This is a genomic window from Streptomyces sp. NPDC006326 (genome assembly GCF_040612915.1).
Classification (GTDB): domain Bacteria; phylum Actinomycetota; class Actinomycetes; order Streptomycetales; family Streptomycetaceae; genus Streptomyces.
The window spans coordinates 202,557-219,815 of sequence record NZ_JBEXRC010000002.1; the positions used below are offsets into that span (position 1 = coordinate 202,557).

The window sequence follows — 17,259 nt, forward strand, 5'->3', positions numbered from 1 at the left end:
ACGCCGGTCAGTCCCGGGGGGCCGTGCCCCACTCAACCCGCTGTCCCTGCGAGGGCGCTGCATCCTGCGGCGCCCTCGCGGCGTCGGACAGCACGAACACGTCCTCGGCTCCGTCCAGCACGCCCCCGGAGGGGTCGTCCGAGCCGTCACGGCGTACGACGTCCCGGTCGGGCAGCAGGACGTCGCGTACGACGACCGCGCACAGGTAGAGGGTCGTCAGCAGGTGCGCGGCGATGGCCAGCTGGTAGCCCTCCACCGGCAGGCCCTGGTGCTTGTCCCCGCTGGTCGTGTAGGCGAGGTACAGCCAGATCCCGAGGAAGTACACGACCTCGCCGGCCTGCCAGACGAGGAAGTCGCGCCAGCGGGGCCGGGCGAGGGCCGCGAGCGGGATGAGCCACAGCACGTACTGCGGCGAGTAGACCTTGTTGGCCAGGATGAAGACGGCCACGACGAGGAAGGCCAGCTGCGCGAAGCGCGGGCGCCGCGGGGCCGTCAGCGTGAGCACGCCGATGCCGGCGCACAGCAGCAGGGTCAGTCCGGTCGCGTACGTGTTGGCGTCCTCCAGGGGGTTCCCGGAGCGCTGGGAGATCAGCAGCCATACGGACCCGAAGTCGATCGGGCGTTCCTGGCTGAAGGTGTAGAACTTCTTCCAGCCGTCCCAGGCGGGGATCATGACCGGCAGGTTCACCACGAGCCAGGAGACCGCCGCCCCGAGCACGGCGGAGCCGAACGCCCTCCACTTCCCGGCCCGCCAGCAGAGTACGAACACCGCCCCGAGCAGCAGGACCGGATACAGCTTTGCCGCGGTGGCCAGGCCGATCAGGACGCCGAAGAGCAGTGTGCGGCCGCGGGACCACATCAGCATCGCGGCAGCGGTCAGGGCGATCGCCAGGAGGTCCCAGTTGATCGTCGCGGTGAGCGCGAAGGCCGGAGCGAGGGCGAGGAGCAGCGCGTCCCAGGGCCGGCGGCGGTGGGTGCGAGCCACGCAGACGGCGATCACCGCGGCGCAGGCCATCAGCATGCCCGCGTTGACCATCCAGTACATCTGCTCGCGGTGCTGCATGCTGCCGCCGCCGGGGGTCAGCCAGGAGGCCACCTGCATGAAGAGCCCGGTCAGCACCGGGTATTCGAGGTACTCCATGTCGCCGGGGAGCCGGTCGAAGTAGGGCGTGAGGCCGTCGGCGAAGCCGCGCGCCACGAACAGGTGAGGGATGTCGGAGTAGCAGGCGTGCGTGTACTGAGAGCCGGCTCCGCGGAACCACGCCCAGTCGTAGCAGGGCAGCTTCTGGACCATGCCCAGCGCGAACATGCCCAGAGCCACGAGGACCACCACGCGGACCGGGCTCAGCCAGTGTCCGCCCGTCCGGGCGTGGCGGCCCAGCGGGCCGCCGATGAGCTCGCTCCCGGCCGCGGCGACCTCGTCCTGCTGGGTGGGCAGTACGGGCCGGTCCTCGTGCACCTTCGTCATGGGCTCATCCTGCCGTACGGGGGCGGGCACGGGGGAGGGCCGCCGCAACGGGTGCGACGGCCCTCGTCGGAGCGGGGCGGGCTAGCCCGATGTGCCGAGGCTGCTGCCCCAGCCGGTGCCGCCCGGGCGGCCGGGTTTGCCGGAGCCGGTCGGTGACGGCGAACCCGTGCCCCCGCCCGTGGGAGTTCCGGTGGGATCGGGCACGCAGTACAGGTCCCACGGCTTGCAGGACGGCTTGCCGCCCCGGGACGGGGTCGGGCTGGGGGACGGGGACGGGCTCATCGAGGGCGACGGGGACATCGAGGGCGGGACCGCCGCCGAGGGGGTGGGGGAGGGAGCCCCGGAGGCGTCCGCGGTCACGCCGATGGGGTCCGCCTCGGGGAAGTCGGTGACCGGGGTGCCCTTGAGCGCTTCCTTCATGTACTTGGTCCAGATCTCCGCCGGGATGTCACCACCGTGGATGGAGTCGATGTCGCCCACGTGGTTCATGGAGATCAGCTTCTTGTCCGCCGAGTTCGGGTCGGTACGGAAGAGGGTGACCGAGGTGGACAGCTCCGGGGTGTAGCCGACGAACCAGGCCGACTTGTTCTGGTCGGTGGTGCCGGTCTTTCCGGCGGCCGGCCGGTTGAGGCCGAGCTTCTTGACCTTGGTTCCGGTGCCGTTCTCGACGACGTTGCGCAGGACCTTGGTGATGTTGTCGGCGATGGAGCTGTCCATCGCCCGCTCTTCCTTGGGGGGCTCGAAACCGGGCAGGGCGTTGCCGTCCTTCTCGACCTTGGTCACGGAGAAGGGCTCGTGGTGGGTACCGGAGGCGGCGAAGGTGGCGTACGAGTCGGCCATGCGGATGGCGCTCGGCGTCGAGGTTCCGAGGGCGAAGGAGGCGTTGTTGTTCGGGTCCATCGAGTCCTTGAGGATGCCCGTGGCCTCGGCCACCTGCCGCACCTTGCTGTGGCCGACGTCGAAGACCAGCTGCGCGAACGGCACGTTGATGGACTTCTCCATCGCCTCGTTGAGGGTCACGTACCCGTAGGGGGTGGTGCTCTCGTTCTTCTGCCGGAACGGCTTGCCGTCGGAGCCGAGCAGCGGCTTGCCGTCGCGGTTGTTGATCACGGTCAGGTCGTCGGCGTTGTACTTGCTGTCGGCCGAGATGCCCTTGCCCCTGGAGTTCTGGGTGCCGTACTGCATGGCCGCCGCCAGCACGTACGGCTTCCAGGTCGAGCCGACCGGGACACCGGTGGTGTTGGCGTTGTTGCTGAAGTACTTCTTGTCCATGCCGGGGCCGCCGTACAGGGCCACGATCGCCCCGCTCTTGACGTCCACGGAGGCGGAGCCGAACTGGACGAAGGTGTCGTACTCGGGGCGCTTCTTCTCGTCGAGGAAGTCGTTGCGGGTCTCCTCGACGGCCTTGGACAGGGCGTCCACCTTCGACTTCTGGAAGGTGGTGTGGATCTGGTAGCCGCCGCGCGCCATCTGTTCGGGGGTGAGGTGCGCGACCTTCATCACGTACTGCTTGGCCGTCTCGACCAGGTAGCCGGTCTGGCCCGCGAGGCTGCGGGCCTGCTCGGAGTCGACACGGGCCGGGAAGTCCTTGTACTTGTCCCGCTCGGACTTCTCCATCCGGCCCACCGCGACCTCGCGGTCCAGGACCCAGGCCCAGCGCAGCCGCGCCCGCTTCTCGTTCTGCTCGGGAGTGGCCGCGGTGCCGATGCCGCCGTCGGGGTTGTAGAGGTTGGGCCCCTTGAGGACGGAGGCGAGGAAGGCGCTCTCGGACGGGTTGAGGTCCTTGCAGTCCTTGCCGAAGTAGGCCCGGGCCGCCGCCTGGATGCCGTAGGCGTCGCGCCCGTAGTAGGCGGTGTTGAGGTAGCCCGCGAGGATGGTGTCCTTCTCCTCGTACACGCCCAGCTTTATCGAGATGAAGAGCTCGGTGACCTTCCGCTTGAGCGTCTGGTCGGAGTCCAGGTACGTGTTCTTCACGTACTGCTGGGTGATGGTGGAGCCGCCCTGGGTGGAGCCGCCCTTCGCCATGTTCCACACGGCGCGGGCGATGCCCATCGGGTCGACGCCCTTGTCCGTCTCGAAGGACTCGTTCTCGGCGGCGATCACGGCGTTGCGCATCGACTTGGGGATCTGGTCGATGGGGACGATCTGGCGGTTCATGGAGCCGCCGGTGGCGACCATCTGCGCTCCCGGCTGGCCGCCCTCGTCCGCCCAGTAGAAGACGTTGTTCTGCGCCTGCGCCGCCAGGTTGGGGTCGGGCGTGTTCACGGCGGCGATACCGATGCCGGCGCCCGCCGTGATGATCGCGAAGAAGCCCAGGGCCGTGCCGCCGACGAGCTTCCAGGAGGGCAGGAAGCGCTTCCAGCCCTCCTTGTCGGAGCGCGGGTAGTTGATGAACCGGCTGTCCGGGCGGCCGGTTCCGCCTCTGCCGCCGCGGCCCGTGCCGCGTCCGCGGCCCGCGGGCCCTCGTTGGGCGGCCCGGCGGGCCTCGGCGCGGCTGCCGTGGCCGGGCTGCGCTGCGTAGGGTCCGCTGGGTGACGCGGTCGGGACGTCCCGTGCGGGCCCGGCGCCCCGGCCAGGGCGCTGCTGGGCGGCCCGACGGGCCGCGGCGCGTCCGCCACCTTCGGGCTGCGGCGGTTTGCGGCGGTGCTCGCTCATCGAACGACTACTCCTCGGGCAGGCGAGTGGCCTGGAAGCGGCAGGTGAGTTCCGGTTCCCCCCGTTGTCATGGCGCACAGACTACGCACGCGCAAAACCCGAACAGTGCCGAAGTTCACCCCAAAACAGGCAAGTCGCCTCGTACGAATTGGTGATGTGACGCCGGTCACCAGATCGCCACTTGTCGCCGGGGGCGGCCCGTTCTATCGTCTGGATGTATCGAGCCGATACATCAGCTCGGTATAAAGACTCAGGGGCGAAGGAGGGCAGGCGGATGAGCAGGCGCTCAGGCATCCTCGAATTCGCCGTCCTCGGCCTGCTTCGCGAATCCCCCATGCACGGCTACGAGCTGCGCAAGCGGCTCAACACCTCGCTGGGGGTGTTCCGGGCGTTCAGCTACGGAACGCTCTATCCCTGCCTCAAGACGTTGGTCGCCAACGGCTGGTTGATCGAAGAGCCGGGAAACGCCCCGGAAGACGCTCTCGCCGCTTCACTCGCAGGGCGCCGCGCCAAGATCGTCTACCGGTTGACGGCAGCAGGTAAGGAGCACTTCGAGGAGCTCCTGTCCCACACCGGCCCCGAAACCTGGGAGGACGAGTCCTTCGCCGCCCGCTTCGCCTTCTTCGGTCAGACCGAGCGAGAGGTGCGCATGCGGGTCCTGGAGGGCCGCCGCAGCCGGCTGGAGGAGCGCCTGGAGAAGATGCGCGCCTCGCTCGCCCGGACACGGGAGCGCCTCGACGACTACACGCTTGAGCTGCAGCGGCACGGCATGGAGTCCGTGGAGCGCGAAGTGCGCTGGCTGAACGAGCTCATCGAGAGCGAGCGGGCGGGACGGGACCGGAGACGGTCCGGTCCGCCCGACGAAACTGCAAAGTGAGGCCTGCATCTCGCAGGCCTCGTCCGAGAACAAACAGGGAGCAACCGGAATGGGTTCGGTTCGCGTAGCCATCGTCGGCGTGGGCAACTGCGCCGCCTCGCTGGTGCAGGGCGTCGAGTACTACAAGGACGCCGACCCGGCGGCCAAGGTCCCCGGTCTGATGCACGTCCAGTTCGGCGACTACCACGTGGGTGACGTCGAGTTCGTCGCCGCGTTCGACGTCGACGCGAAGAAGGTCGGCCTCGACCTCTCGGACGCCATCGGCGCCAGCGAGAACAACACCATCAAGATCTGCGACGTCCCGAACAAGGGTGTGACCGTGCAGCGCGGCCACACCCTGGACGGCCTGGGCAAGTACTACCGCATGACGATCGAGGAGTCCTCCGAGGCCCCGGTCGACGTGGTCCAGGTCCTCAAGGACCGCGAGGTCGACGTTCTCGTCTGCTACCTGCCCGTCGGCTCCGAGGACGCGGCGAAGTTCTACGCCCAGTGCGCCATCGACGCCAAGGTCGCCTTCGTCAACGCCCTCCCGGTCTTCATCGCCGGCACCAAGGAGTGGGCCGACAAGTTCACCGAGGCCGGTGTCCCGATCGTCGGCGACGACATCAAGTCGCAGGTCGGCGCCACCATCACGCACCGCGTGATGGCGAAGCTGTTCGAGGACCGCGGTGTCCGTCTTGAGCGCACCATGCAGCTCAACGTCGGCGGCAACATGGACTTCAAGAACATGCTGGAGCGCGACCGCCTGGAGTCGAAGAAGATCTCCAAGACGCAGGCCGTCACCTCGCAGATCCCCGACCGTGAGCTCGGCGAGAAGAACGTCCACATCGGCCCGTCCGACTACGTGGCCTGGCTCGACGACCGCAAGTGGGCCTACGTCCGCCTTGAGGGCCGTGCCTTCGGCGACGTTCCGCTGAACCTTGAGTACAAGCTTGAGGTGTGGGACTCCCCGAACTCCGCCGGTGTCATCATCGACGCCCTGCGCGCCGCGAAGATCGCCAAGGACCGCGGCATCGGTGGCCCGATCCTGTCGGCCTCCAGCTACTTCATGAAGTCCCCGCCGGTGCAGTACTTCGACGACGAGGCGCTGGCCAACGTCGAGAAGTTCATCAAGGGCGAGGTCGAGCGCTAGAGGACACCTGGTCTTCGGCTGTTCTTCCGCGGAGGGTCCCCGGGCAATATGCCCGGGGACCCTCCGCGTATGTGACCCTTTCCCTCATGCCTGTCGTACGTGATCTGCGCGTACTCCTGCGCCTGAGGGATTTCCGCAACCTGCTCGCCGTACGGCTGCTCTCCCAGGCCGCCGACGGCGTCTACCAGGTGGCGCTCGCCACCTATGTGGTCTTCTCCCCGGAAAAGCAGACCTCGCCCGCCGCCATCGCCTCGGCGATGGCGGTACTGCTGCTGCCCTACTCGGCGATCGGACCCTTTGCCGGGGTTCTGCTCGACCGCTGGCGCCGCCGCCAGGTCCTGCTCTACGGCAATCTCCTGCGGGCCTTCCTCGCCTGCGTCACGGCCGTGCTGATCGTCGCGCACGTCCCCGACTGGCTCTTCTACGCCTCCGCGCTCTCCGTGACCGCGGTCAACCGCTTCGTCCTGGCCGGGCTCGCGGCCTCGCTGCCCCGTGTCGTAGCCCCCGACCAGCTCGTCACGGCGAACGCCCTGTCCCCCACCGCCGGAACCCTGGCCGCAACCGCCGGCGGAGGGCTGGCCTTCCTCCTGCGCCTGCTGGCCTCCGGATCCAACGCCCTGGTCGTCCTGCTCGGCGCCGCCTTCTACCTGTGCGCGGCCCTCGTCTCCCTGAGGCTGGCCGCCGGGCTCCTCGGACCCGACCACCCGCCCGGCGTGGTCCATCCCTCGGCCCTCGACGCAGTCGCCCTCACCGTCCGGGGGATGGCCGAGGGGCTGAGGCATCTGCACCGGCGGCGGGAAGCCGCCCAGGCACTCACCGCGATGACGATGATGCGGTTCTGCTACGGGGCACTGACCGTGGCCCTGCTGATGCTCTGCCGCTACTCCTGGTCGGCGAGCGAGTCCGAGGGCCTCGCCCTGCTGGGCGTCGCCGTGGGCGCCTCAGGGGCCGGCTTCTTCGCCGCCGCCCTGGTCACCCCCTGGATGGTGGGCAGGCTGGGCACCCGGGGCTGGACCATGGCCTGCGCCGGCGGAGCCGCGGTCCTGGTCCCCGCACTCGGCCTGTTCTTCGCACCGGGCCCGATGCTGGTCGCTGCCTTCGTCCTCGGGCTCGCCACTCAGGGAGCCAAGATCTCCACCGACACGGTCGTGCAGTTCCGTGTGGACGACGCCTACCGGGGCCGGGTCTTCTCCGTCTACGACGTGCTGGTCAACGTCGCCTTCGTCGGGGCTGCCGCCGTGGCCGCGCTGATGCTGCCCCCCGACGGGCGGTCCGTCCTCCTGGTCGTGAGCGTCGCCGCGCTCTACGCCCTGACCGTGGTCCTCCTCGCCCGGCAGCGCGATGTTTCACGTGAAACATCGCCCCGGACCGAGGGCTGAACCGGCCGTCCGCGGAAGAGCTCCGCCGCGGACGGCCCGGAGCTCAGCCCTGCGCGGCCCACCACTGCTTGAGCGCGGCGACCGCCTCGTCCCGTCCCATGGGGCCGTTCTCCAGCCGCAGATCGAGCAGGAACGCGTAGGCCTTGCCGATCACCGGACCCGGACCGACCCCCAGGACCTGCATGATCTCGTTCCCGTCCAGGTCGGGCCGGATCGCATCCAGCTCTTCCTGCTCCTTGAGCTGCGCAATGCGCTCCTCCAGACCGTCGTAGGTACGGGAGAGGGCATTGGCCTTGCGCTTGTTGCGCGTGGTGCAGTCGGACCGGGTGAGCTTGTGCAGGCGCTCCAGCAGCGGACCCGCGTCCCGGACGTAGCGGCGCACCGCGGAGTCGGTCCACTCCCCGTCCCCGTAGCCGTGGAAGCGCAGGTGCAGCTCCACCAGCCGGGAGACGTCCTTGACCATGTCGTTGGAGTACTTCAGCGCGGTCATGCGCTTCTTGGTCATCTTGGCACCCACCACCTCGTGGTGGTGGAAGGAGACCCGTCCATCGCTCTCGAACCGGCGCGTACGGGGCTTGCCGATGTCGTGCAGCAGGGCGGCCAGGCGCAGTACCAGGTCGGGGCCGTCCTCCTCCAGCGCGATGGCCTGCTCCAGGACGATCAGCGAGTGCTCGTAGACGTCCTTGTGCCGGTGGTGCTCGTCGCTCTCCAGCCGCAGCGCGGGCAGCTCGGGCAGGACGTGGGCGGCGAGCCCGGTGTCCACGAGGAGCCCCAGGCCCTTGCGCGGGTTCGCGGAGAGCAGCAGCTTGTTCAGCTCGCCCTGCACCCGCTCCGCCGAGACGATCTCGATCCGTTCGGACATCGCCTTCATCGCGGCCACCACCTCGGGCGCCACCTCGAAGTCGAGCTGAGCGGCGAACCGGGCCGCCCTCAGCATCCGCAGCGGGTCGTCGGAGAACGAGTCCTCCGGGGTTCCGGGGGTACGCAGCACGCCGGCCCGGAGGTCCTCCAGACCGCCGTGCGGATCCACGAACTCCTTCTCCGGCAGCGCGACGGCCATCGCGTTCACCGTGAAGTCGCGACGGACCAGGTCCTCCTCGATGGAGTCGCCGTAGGAGACCTCGGGCTTGCGGGAGGTGCGGTCGTACGCCTCCGAGCGGTACGTGGTGATCTCGATCTGGAAGGTGCGGTCGGCATCCCCGACGCGGGCTTCCTTCTGTGCCCCGACGGTGCCGAAGGCGATGCCGACGTCCCACACCGAGTCGGCCCACGGCCGGACGATCTTCAAGACGTCCTCGGGCCGGGCATCGGTGGTGAAGTCGAGGTCGTTGCCGAGACGCTCCAGCAGCGCATCGCGGACGGACCCGCCGACCAGGGCGAGACGGAAACCCGCCTCCTGGAAACGGCGGCCGAGCTCGTCGGCGACAGGGGCGACCCGCAGCAGTTCACTGACCGCGCGGCGCTGCACCTGACTCAGGGCACTGGGATTGTCTTCGTTGGCGTTCGGCACAACAGAAAAGGGTACGTGCCCGGCCCGGCGAGAGCTTCCGTGTTTGTGGCCACCCCGCCCTCCGGCACCCGGGAGCCGGACCCGATCATGTGGAGCAAGGCGCGGCACTCGCGCACAGCGGGTCTCGTTACCATGCGTGGACGCACAGACGACGACCACTGACACTTCGAGGGACGGGCTAGCGCGTGGCCGAGGCGGCAGACATCCAGGGGACCTCCCCCGCACCTGCCCGGCGCCGCTGGCTGCGGCGCACCATCGCCCTGCTGGCCGGGACACCTCTGCTCGCCGCTCTGGTCCATTCACCCGTCCCCCTGGCGCGGGCGGCGGAGACGTCCTCGGTCGACGTCCAGCTGACCGGCCTGAGCCCCACCGCCCCCGTGAAGGGCGACACCCTCACCATCTCCGGCACCGTGGTCAACAACGGCCGCGAAACGATCAACGGGGCCCACGTGGGGCTGCGGGTCGGTCCCGCGCTGGGGGACCGGTCCTCCATCGACGAGGCGGCGGAGCGCAGCGGCTTCCGGGCGGGCACGGACCCGGCAGAGATCGACCAGGCCTACTCCGTGAAGATCGCCTCGCTGCCCTCGAAGGCCGGCCAGGACTTCACCCTGCGGGTCCCGGTGGCCAAGCTGGAGCTGGACAAGGACGGCGTGTACCAGCTGGGTGTCTCCGTGTCAGGGGAGACCGACTCCCGCCCGTACGAGCAGGTCCTCGGCATCAGGCGGACCTTCCTGCCCTGGCAGCCGGAGCCGGCCGCCAAGCGCTCACAGCTCACCTACCTGTGGCCGCTGATCTCCTCCACGCACCTGACCGCGGAGACCGGCTCGGACGAGGTGCAGACCCCGGTCTTCCTCGACGACTCCCTCGCCGCCGAGCTCGGGACCGGCGGCCGCCTGGAGCGGATGGTCTCGCTCGGCAGGGAACTGCCCGTCACCTGGGTCATCGACCCGGACCTGCTCTACACGGTCGACGCCATGACCAAGGGGTACCGGTACCGGACGCCCGACGGGCGCATCGTCCAGGGCAAGAACAAGGCCGTCGCCGAGCAGTGGCTGAGCTCCCTGGAGGCGGCCGTCCAGGGCAAGAAGGTCGTCGCCCTGCCGTTCGCCGACCCGGACATCGCCTCCCTCGCCCACCAGGGCAAGGACGTCTCGGGCACCCTGGGCCAGCTCCGGCCCGCCACCGACAAGGCGAAGCAGGCCGTGGAGACCGTCCTGCACGTCACTCCGTCCACCGACTTCTCGTGGCCCCTGGAGGGCGCCATCGACCCGGCGATCGTCAACGTCGCCACCTCGGCCGGCGCCCACAACGTCCTCACCCGCAGTGACAGCCTCCAGGAGACCGGCGCCCTCGGCTACACCCCCTCGGCAGCCCGGCCCATCGGTGCGGGCGCCACGGCCGTCGTCGCCGACGCCGAGCTCTCCACCGCCTTCGAGGGCGACATGCTGAGCGCAGCGAGCTCCACCCTGGCCGTGCAGCAGTTCCTCGCCCACAGCCTCGCCCTCAACCTGCAGAAGACCGACAACCAGCGCAGCTTCGTCGTGACCCCGCAGCGGATGCCCTCCGCCAGCCAGGCGCAGACGATGGCGGAGGCGCTGCGGGGCCTGCAGGCCGGCCGCTGGACCCAGCCGGCCGACCTCGACGCGGCAGCCGCCGCCAAGCCCGACGCCGGGGTGAACACGCAGGTCCCGGGCGCCGGGCAGTACCCCGAGGCCCTGCACAAGACGGAACTGCCGGTCTCGGCCTTCGAGAAGATCCGCACCACCCAGAACACCCTGGACCACTTCAAGGTGATCCTCACGGCGCCCGACCGCGTCGAGATCCCCTTCGGCAACACCACCAACCGGGAGATGTCCACCTCCTGGCGCGGCCGCCCCGAGGAGGCCCGGCTCTACCGGGACCAGGTGCAGGACTACCTGATCGGCCTCACCGAGAAGGTCAAGGTCGTCCCCAAGTCGGACGCCACCCTGTCCGGGCACAGCGCGACCATCCCGGTCAGCGTCCAGAACAGCCTCGTCCAGGACGTTCACGGCCTGGTCCTGCGCGTGAAGTCCGCCAACCCCACCCGCCTGATGTTCGGCGACAGCGGACAGGCCGAGCAGGAGGTGACCGTCCAGGGCGGTCACAGCCAGACGGTAAAGTTCACCGCCAACGCCACCGCGAGCGGCCCGGTCGAGGTCACCGCGCAGCTCTTCACCAAGGACGGCGTGCCCTACGGCAAGGAACGCAGGTTCACCGTCGAGGCCACCGAGATCACCCCCACCGTGATGCTGGTCATCGCGGGCGGCGTCCTCCTCCTCGTTCTGGCGGGCATCAAGATGTACGCCAGCCGCAAGCGCGTCGCGGCCCGCGCGGCCGCCGGGGAGAGCACGCAGCCGAGTGACGGGACCCCGGACACCGGACCGCAAAGCACCGGCCCGTCCGGCACCGGTGAGACAGTGGACCATTGAGCGATGCCGTGGCCGGTCGGCCTGGGGACGATGAGGTGGGGTTTCGATGAACGCGCCGTACGACGGTGACCGCGCGCAGGGCACTGGCGGGCCCGCGCCCTCCCAGGGCACTGGCCCGGGCACCCCCGTGCCCGGGCAGGTTCCCGTGCCTTCGCCCGCACCGGACCGCGACCCGTACCTCCAGGACGCCTACGAGCACGACCCGTACCGTTCGCAGGACCTCTCGGCTCAGGACCCGGTCGCCGAGGCGCTCTACGACCGCGCCTCGCACCCCCCGCCGCCGCCCGGCACCTACCAGGAGCCCGGCCCGCTCTACGGGGCGCCGCAGACGCCCGCCCACGGTCCCGACCCGCGCGTATGGGCCCAGACCCCGCCTCCCGAGCCGTCCGGGCCCTCCCGTCACCTGCCCTACGGCGACCGCGCCGCCACCACGCAGTTCGTCGGCGTGGACTCGCTCGTCAGCCAGGCCGCGGACGAGGAGCCCGAGCCCGACGCCTTCGCCCACCTCTACCGGGACCAGCAGGCGACGCCCGGCACCCCCGCCGAAGAGGCCCCGCTCGCCGTCCCGGCACCGAGCAAGCCCGCGGGGCGCGCCTCCAGCCTGCTGAAGTCCAGCGCGCTGATGGCCGCCGGCACGATCGTCTCCCGCATCACCGGCTTCCTGCGGACCCTGGTCATTGCCGGGGCCATCGGCGTCGGCACGTTCAACGACACGTACCAGATCGCCAACACCCTGCCCACGATGATCTACGTGCTGGTCGGCGGCGGCGCCCTCAACGCCGTCTTCATCCCGCAGCTGGTCCGGGCCATGAAGAACGACAGCGACGGGGGTGAGGCCTACGCCAACCGGCTCCTGACGCTGGTCGTCGTCCTCCTGGCCGCCATCACCACCCTCTGCGTCCTCGCCGCACCGGTGTTCATCACGATGATGTCGCCGAAGATCGCCTCCGACCCCCACCAGATGGACGTCGCGGTCGCCTTCGCCCGCTACTGCCTGCCCACCATGTTCTTCATGGGCGTCCACGTGGTGCTCGGTCAGATCCTCAACGCCCGCGGGCGCTTCGGCGCAATGATGTGGACCCCCGTCCTCAACAACATCGTCGTCATCGCCACGTTCGGCGCCTTCATCTGGGCCTTCGGCGGCTTCACCACCTCCGGGGTCAGCGCCACCACCGTCACCCCCGAGGGCATCCGCCTCCTCGGCATCGGCACCCTGCTGGGCCTGACCGTCCAGGCCCTCGCGATGCTGCCCTACCTGCACGACGCCGGCTTCACGCCGCGGCTGCGCTTCGACTGGAGGGGCCACGGCCTGGGCAAGGCCGCCCGCCTGGCGAAGTGGACGTTCTTCTTCGTCCTGGCCAACCAGGTCGGCCTGGTCGTCGTGACCCAGCTCGCGACCTGGGCCGGCTCGGTCGCCGAGAAGCAGGGCCACCCGGGCACGGGCATCACCGCCTACAACTACGCACTCCTGCTGTGGCAGATGCCGCAGGCCATCATCACCGTCTCCGTCATGACGGCCGTCCTGCCCCGCATCTCCCGCTCCGCGCACGACGGGGACGCCGCCGCGGTCCGCGACGACATCTCCTACGGGCTGCGCACCTCGGCCGTCGCGATCGTGCCCTGCGCGTTCGCGTTCCTCGCGCTCGGTGTCCCGATGGCCACCCTGCTCTACGCCGGATCCGGCGCGGGCGCCCGCAACATCGGCTACGTCCTGATGGCCTTCGGCCTCGGCCTGATCCCCTACTCGGTCCAGTACGTCGTCCTGCGCGGCTTCTACGCCTACGAGGACACCCGTACGCCCTTCTACAACACCGTCATCGTCGCCGGCGTCAACGCGGCCGTCTCCACTGCCGCGTTCTTCGTGCTGCCCGCCCGCTGGGCCGTGGTCGGCATGGCCGCCGCCTACGGCCTCGGCTACACCGTCGGCGTCGGTGTCGCCTGGCGCCGGCTGCGCAAGCGGCTCGGCGGCGACCTCGACGGTGCCCACGTGATGCGCACCTACGCCCGCCTGACGGGTGCGTGCGTCCCCGCGGCAGCCGTGGCGGGCGCAGCCGCCTACGGGGTCACCCAGTGGCTCGGCAGCGGAGTCACCGGTTCCCTTGCCGCCCTGGCTGCCGGAGGCGTCGCCCTGGCCGTGGTGTTCCTCGTCGCGGCCAAGCGGATGCGGATCGAAGAGCTCAACGCCATGGTCGGCATGGTCCGTGGACGCCTGGGACGCTGATGCGCACAACCGTCGGACCCTTTCGCGTGTCGTGCATAGGGCCGGACTGTGGGCACAATTGGCATGGCTTCGCAGACTGGCCGACAGCGCGTAACGGATGGGGAGGCAGGAACGACGGTGGCGGAACGTAGCACGGCTGCCGTCGACGTGGCCGACAACAGCGGCGACAAGCCGCTGGCCGCAGATGCGGCGAAGGCCACGGCCGACGGGGTGGACACCCAGAACGGACGAGCCGCGGACGGATCCATGCCAGACAAGGACGGCGAACGCAGAAAAACGGCTTCCGCAGCCGTACCCGAACTCCACAGCGGCCACAAGCTCGCCAGGCGCTACCGCCTGGAAGAGTGCGTCACCCGTCTGGACGGATTCAGCAGCTGGCGCGCCATGGACGAGAAGCTGCGCCGGGCCGTGGGCGTCCACCTGCTCCCCGCCGACCACCCACGGGCCCGCGCCGTCCTGGCCGCCGCGCGCTCCTCGGCTCTGCTCGGCGACCCGCGCTTCGTCCACGTCCTCGACGCGGTCGAGGAGAACGACCTCGTCTACGTGGTCCACGAATGGCTGCCCGACGCCACCGAACTGACCACCCTCCTCGCCTCCGGCCCCCTCGAACCCCACGAGGCCTACCAGCTCGTCAGCCAGGTCTCCCAGGCCATGGCCGCCGCGCACCGCGAGGGCCTGGCCCATCTGCGCCTGACGCCCAGCGCGATACTGCGCACCTCCACCGGCCAGTACCGCATCCGCGGCCTCGCGGTGAACGCCGCCCTGCGCGGCATCACCAGCGACACCCCGCAGCGCACCGACACCGAGGCCATCGGCGCCCTGCTCTACGCCGCGCTCACCCAGCGCTGGCCCTACGAGAACGACGCCTACGGCCTCACCGGCCTGCCCAAGGGCGTCGGCCTGCTCGCCCCGGACCAGGTCCGCGCCGGTGTCCACCGGGGCCTGGGGGAGCTGGCGATGCGCGCCCTCGCCAACGACGGCGCCACGGCCTCCCGCCAGGAGCCGCCCTGCACCACTCCGGAGGAACTGGCCAAGGCCGTCGCCGCGATGCCCCGCATCCGGCCGCCGGAGCCCGCCTTCACCCCGCCCCCCGAGTACCAGCACACCACCTACCAGCAGGGCAGCTACGGCCGGCCCATGCCCACGGGCATGCCCGCCACCCAGGCCGTCGCCGTCACGCCGCCGCCCCCGCTGCAGAGCCGCACCGGCAAGGCTCTCAAGTGGGCTGTCGCGGCCCTGCTGATCGCCGCCCTCGGCCTGGGCAGCTGGCAGCTCGCCGACACACTCCTCGGCCGCAACAACGGCGGCTCCGGCAGCAGCGGCTCCACCCCGCAGACGAAGCCCGACGACGCCCCCAAGGAGATCAAGCCGGGCAAGCCGCTGCGTATCAGCAACGCCACCGTCTTCGGCAAGGAGCCGATCAAGCCGGAGGACGTGGACAAGGCCGTCGACGGCAACGCCGGCACCGCCTGGATCACCAAGGTGTTCTACGGCTACGCCAACTTCGGCAACCTGGACGACTACGACGACGGCAGCGGAATCGTGGTCGATCTCGGCAGCGTCCAGGACGTGGCCGGCGTCGACGTCGACCTGTACGCGGCAGGGCAGAAGGTCGAGGTGCGGGCCGCCGCCCCGGAGGCCTCCCCGGCGCACTCCCTCTCGGACTTCTCCCACGAGATCGTCAAGCTGGGCATCACGGGGAAGAACCTGAAGACCACCCTGGAGACCCCGGTGAAGACCCGCTTCCTGCTGGTCCACATCACCTCCCTGCCCGACTCCGGCGGCGGCTATCGGGGCGGCATCAACGAGATCAAGGTGCTCGGTACGGCCGAATAGGACCGGACCCCAACACCCGCCGGGCCCGCTGCGCCGCCACGTGGCGGGCCCTCGTATTCGTCCCGCCCGACCCGTACTCTCCCTTCCGGAGGGGAGGTGTGATGCACGACGCGACGACCGGCGGGGACAGCGACCAGGAGCTGCTGGCCCGGCACGCGGCCGGAGATCCGGATGCCTTCGGGGAGCTCGTACGCCGCCACCGGGACCGGCTGTGGGCCGTTGCGCTGCGTACCCTCGGCGACCGGGAGGAGGCCGCCGACGCCGTGCAGGACGCCCTCGTGTCCGCCTACCGGTCCGCCCACACCTTCCGCGGCGAATCCGCCGTCACCACCTGGCTGCACCGCATCACCGTCAACGCCTGCATCGACCGGGCCCGCAAGGCCGCCTCCCGCCGGACGGCTCCGCTGGACGACACCGAGCGCCTGGAGCACCTCCTGGAGCCCCACGAGTCCGCCGAGGCACCTGCGGAACGCCACGACCTCCACCGCCAGCTCCTCGCCGCCCTCGGCACCCTCCCGGCCGACCAGCGGGCCGCCCTGGTCCTCGTCGACATGCAGGGATACCCCGTCGCCGAAGCCGCCCGCATCCTCGACGTCCCCCCGGGCACCGTGAAAAGCCGGTGCGCCCGCGGCCGGGCCAAACTGGCTCCGCTGGTCACTCATCTGCGCTCGAATGCCGTGGATAACAGCGCCTCCGAGCGGGGAAGGAACCGGACGCCGGGGGCAGCCGTCCCACCAGCGGCAGACCCCAGTCAGGCAGCGCCGGACGCAGACACGGTGAAGGGCGGAGGTGGACGAACGTGACTCCCACGACCGGCACGATCCGGCACCCGGAGGTCTCGGAGATCTCCGACCTGACCGAGGGGCTCCTCTCCCCGGTCCGGACCGCCGAAGTCCGCCGCCACCTGGCCGAGTGCGACCTGTGCGCCGACGTCCTCGCGTCCCTGGAGGAGATCCGGTCGCTCCTCGGCACCCTGCCCGGGCCGCCCCGGATGCCCGCCGACGTCTCCGGGCGCATCGATGCCGCCCTCGCCGCCGAGGCGCTGCTCGACTCCACCACGCCCGGTTCCGCCCCCGGCGACGCCCCGAGAGCCCCGCGCGATGTTTCACGTGAAACATCCGCCGCGACCGCCGGTCCGGCCACCCCCCGTCCGGCCGGTCACCCGGTCGGCGCAACCGGCCCCGGACGCCGACGGGCCCGCCGCCGGATCGCCGTCCTCACCGGCCTCGCCGGAGCCGCCGTGTGTGCGCTCGGGATCTTCCTGGCCGGCAACCTGCTCGGTCCGAACGAGCCGGACACCGCCGCACGCAACTCCGCCACCAGCTCATCCGCCGAAGCCCCCGTCGACGGCGGCTATACCGCCCAAGGGCTGAAGGAGAGCGTCCACCGCCTCCTCCTCCCCGGCCAGACGGCGAAGACGGCACCCGACGAGAACAACACGTACGGGACGGACTCCACCAGCCCCGGTCCGGGGCTCGCCCCCGGTGACCGCGCCGCCGCCGAGCCGGTCCCCTCCTGTGTGCAGGACGCCACCGGCCGACCGGACCACCCGCTCGCCAGCGAACAGGGCAACTACCAGGGCACGGCCGTCTATCTGCTCGTCCTGCCGCACCCCGGCGACTCCGCCCGGGTCGACGCCTACCTCGTGGACGCGGGCTGCCGGGACGCGGCAGCGGCCGCCCCCGGCAAGCTGCTGCTGACCAGGACCTACCCCCGGAGCTGACAGCTTGG

At 70.5% G+C, this 17,259-nt stretch carries 11 protein-coding genes; 8 read left to right on the plus strand and 3 right to left on the minus strand.

The annotated features are described in order from the left end of the window. Positions 1 to 7: 7 nt before the first annotated feature. Positions 8 to 1,468: a glycosyltransferase 87 family protein gene (locus tag ABZ128_RS02625; RefSeq protein ID WP_356845629.1), complete on the minus strand. Its 1,461-nt coding sequence runs from the start codon at positions 1,466 to 1,468 to the stop codon at positions 8 to 10. 81 nt (positions 1,469 to 1,549) lie between these two features. Next, a complete protein-coding gene (locus ABZ128_RS02630; RefSeq protein WP_356845630.1) occupies positions 1,550 to 4,123 on the minus strand; it encodes a transglycosylase domain-containing protein in 2,574 nt (857 codons plus the stop codon). 274 nt (positions 4,124 to 4,397) lie between these two features. Here ABZ128_RS02630 and ABZ128_RS02635 point away from each other — a divergent pair, with 274 nt between their 5' ends. The 3 genes from ABZ128_RS02635 (at position 4,398) to ABZ128_RS02645 (ending at position 7,511) form a co-directional block, all read left to right on the plus strand. Further along, entirely contained in the window at positions 4,398 to 5,000 is a 603-nt protein-coding gene (locus ABZ128_RS02635; protein ID WP_356845631.1) for a helix-turn-helix transcriptional regulator, read from the plus strand. Positions 5,001 to 5,049: 49 nt separating this feature from the next. After that, the gene (locus ABZ128_RS02640) at positions 5,050 to 6,132 is read left to right on the plus strand and encodes an inositol-3-phosphate synthase (protein ID WP_356845632.1); all 1,083 of its coding nucleotides are present in this window, start codon (positions 5,050 to 5,052) and stop codon (positions 6,130 to 6,132) included. 86 nt (positions 6,133 to 6,218) lie between these two features. Next, positions 6,219 to 7,511 carry an MFS transporter gene (locus tag ABZ128_RS02645; protein ID WP_356845633.1) on the plus strand — a complete coding sequence of 431 codons (1,293 nt, stop codon included), beginning with the start codon at positions 6,219 to 6,221 and terminating at the stop codon, positions 7,509 to 7,511. Between the two features lie 43 nt (positions 7,512 to 7,554). On the opposite strand, the gene ABZ128_RS02650 is transcribed toward ABZ128_RS02645, so the two are convergent. Further along, positions 7,555 to 9,021, minus strand: coding sequence for a CCA tRNA nucleotidyltransferase (locus tag ABZ128_RS02650; RefSeq protein ID WP_356845634.1), 1,467 nt, complete (start codon positions 9,019 to 9,021; stop codon positions 7,555 to 7,557). A 185-nt stretch (positions 9,022 to 9,206) separates the two neighbouring features. Here ABZ128_RS02650 and ABZ128_RS02655 point away from each other — a divergent pair, with 185 nt between their 5' ends. The 5 genes from ABZ128_RS02655 to ABZ128_RS02675 all read left to right on the plus strand — a co-directional run bounded on the left by ABZ128_RS02655 (position 9,207) and on the right by ABZ128_RS02675 (position 17,251). Continuing rightward, positions 9,207 to 11,471 carry a DUF6049 family protein gene (locus ABZ128_RS02655; RefSeq protein ID WP_356845635.1) on the plus strand — a complete coding sequence of 755 codons (2,265 nt, stop codon included), beginning with the start codon at positions 9,207 to 9,209 and terminating at the stop codon, positions 11,469 to 11,471. 46 nt (positions 11,472 to 11,517) lie between these two features. Then, a complete protein-coding gene (murJ, locus tag ABZ128_RS02660; RefSeq protein ID WP_356845636.1) occupies positions 11,518 to 13,692 on the plus strand; it encodes a murein biosynthesis integral membrane protein MurJ in 2,175 nt (724 codons plus the stop codon). A 117-nt stretch (positions 13,693 to 13,809) separates the two neighbouring features. Then, entirely contained in the window at positions 13,810 to 15,528 is a 1,719-nt protein-coding gene (locus ABZ128_RS02665; protein ID WP_356845637.1) for a protein kinase family protein, read from the plus strand. A gap of 101 nt (positions 15,529 to 15,629) precedes the next feature. Then, positions 15,630 to 16,331, plus strand: coding sequence for an RNA polymerase sigma factor SigM (sigM, locus tag ABZ128_RS02670; RefSeq protein WP_356845638.1), 702 nt, complete (start codon positions 15,630 to 15,632; stop codon positions 16,329 to 16,331). After that, positions 16,328 to 17,251 (plus strand): hypothetical protein, encoded by a 924-nt coding sequence (locus tag ABZ128_RS02675; RefSeq protein ID WP_356845639.1) that lies wholly within the window; start codon positions 16,328 to 16,330, stop codon positions 17,249 to 17,251. Before sigM ends, ABZ128_RS02675 begins: the two co-directional genes overlap by 4 nt. Positions 17,252 to 17,259 lie beyond the last annotated feature (8 nt).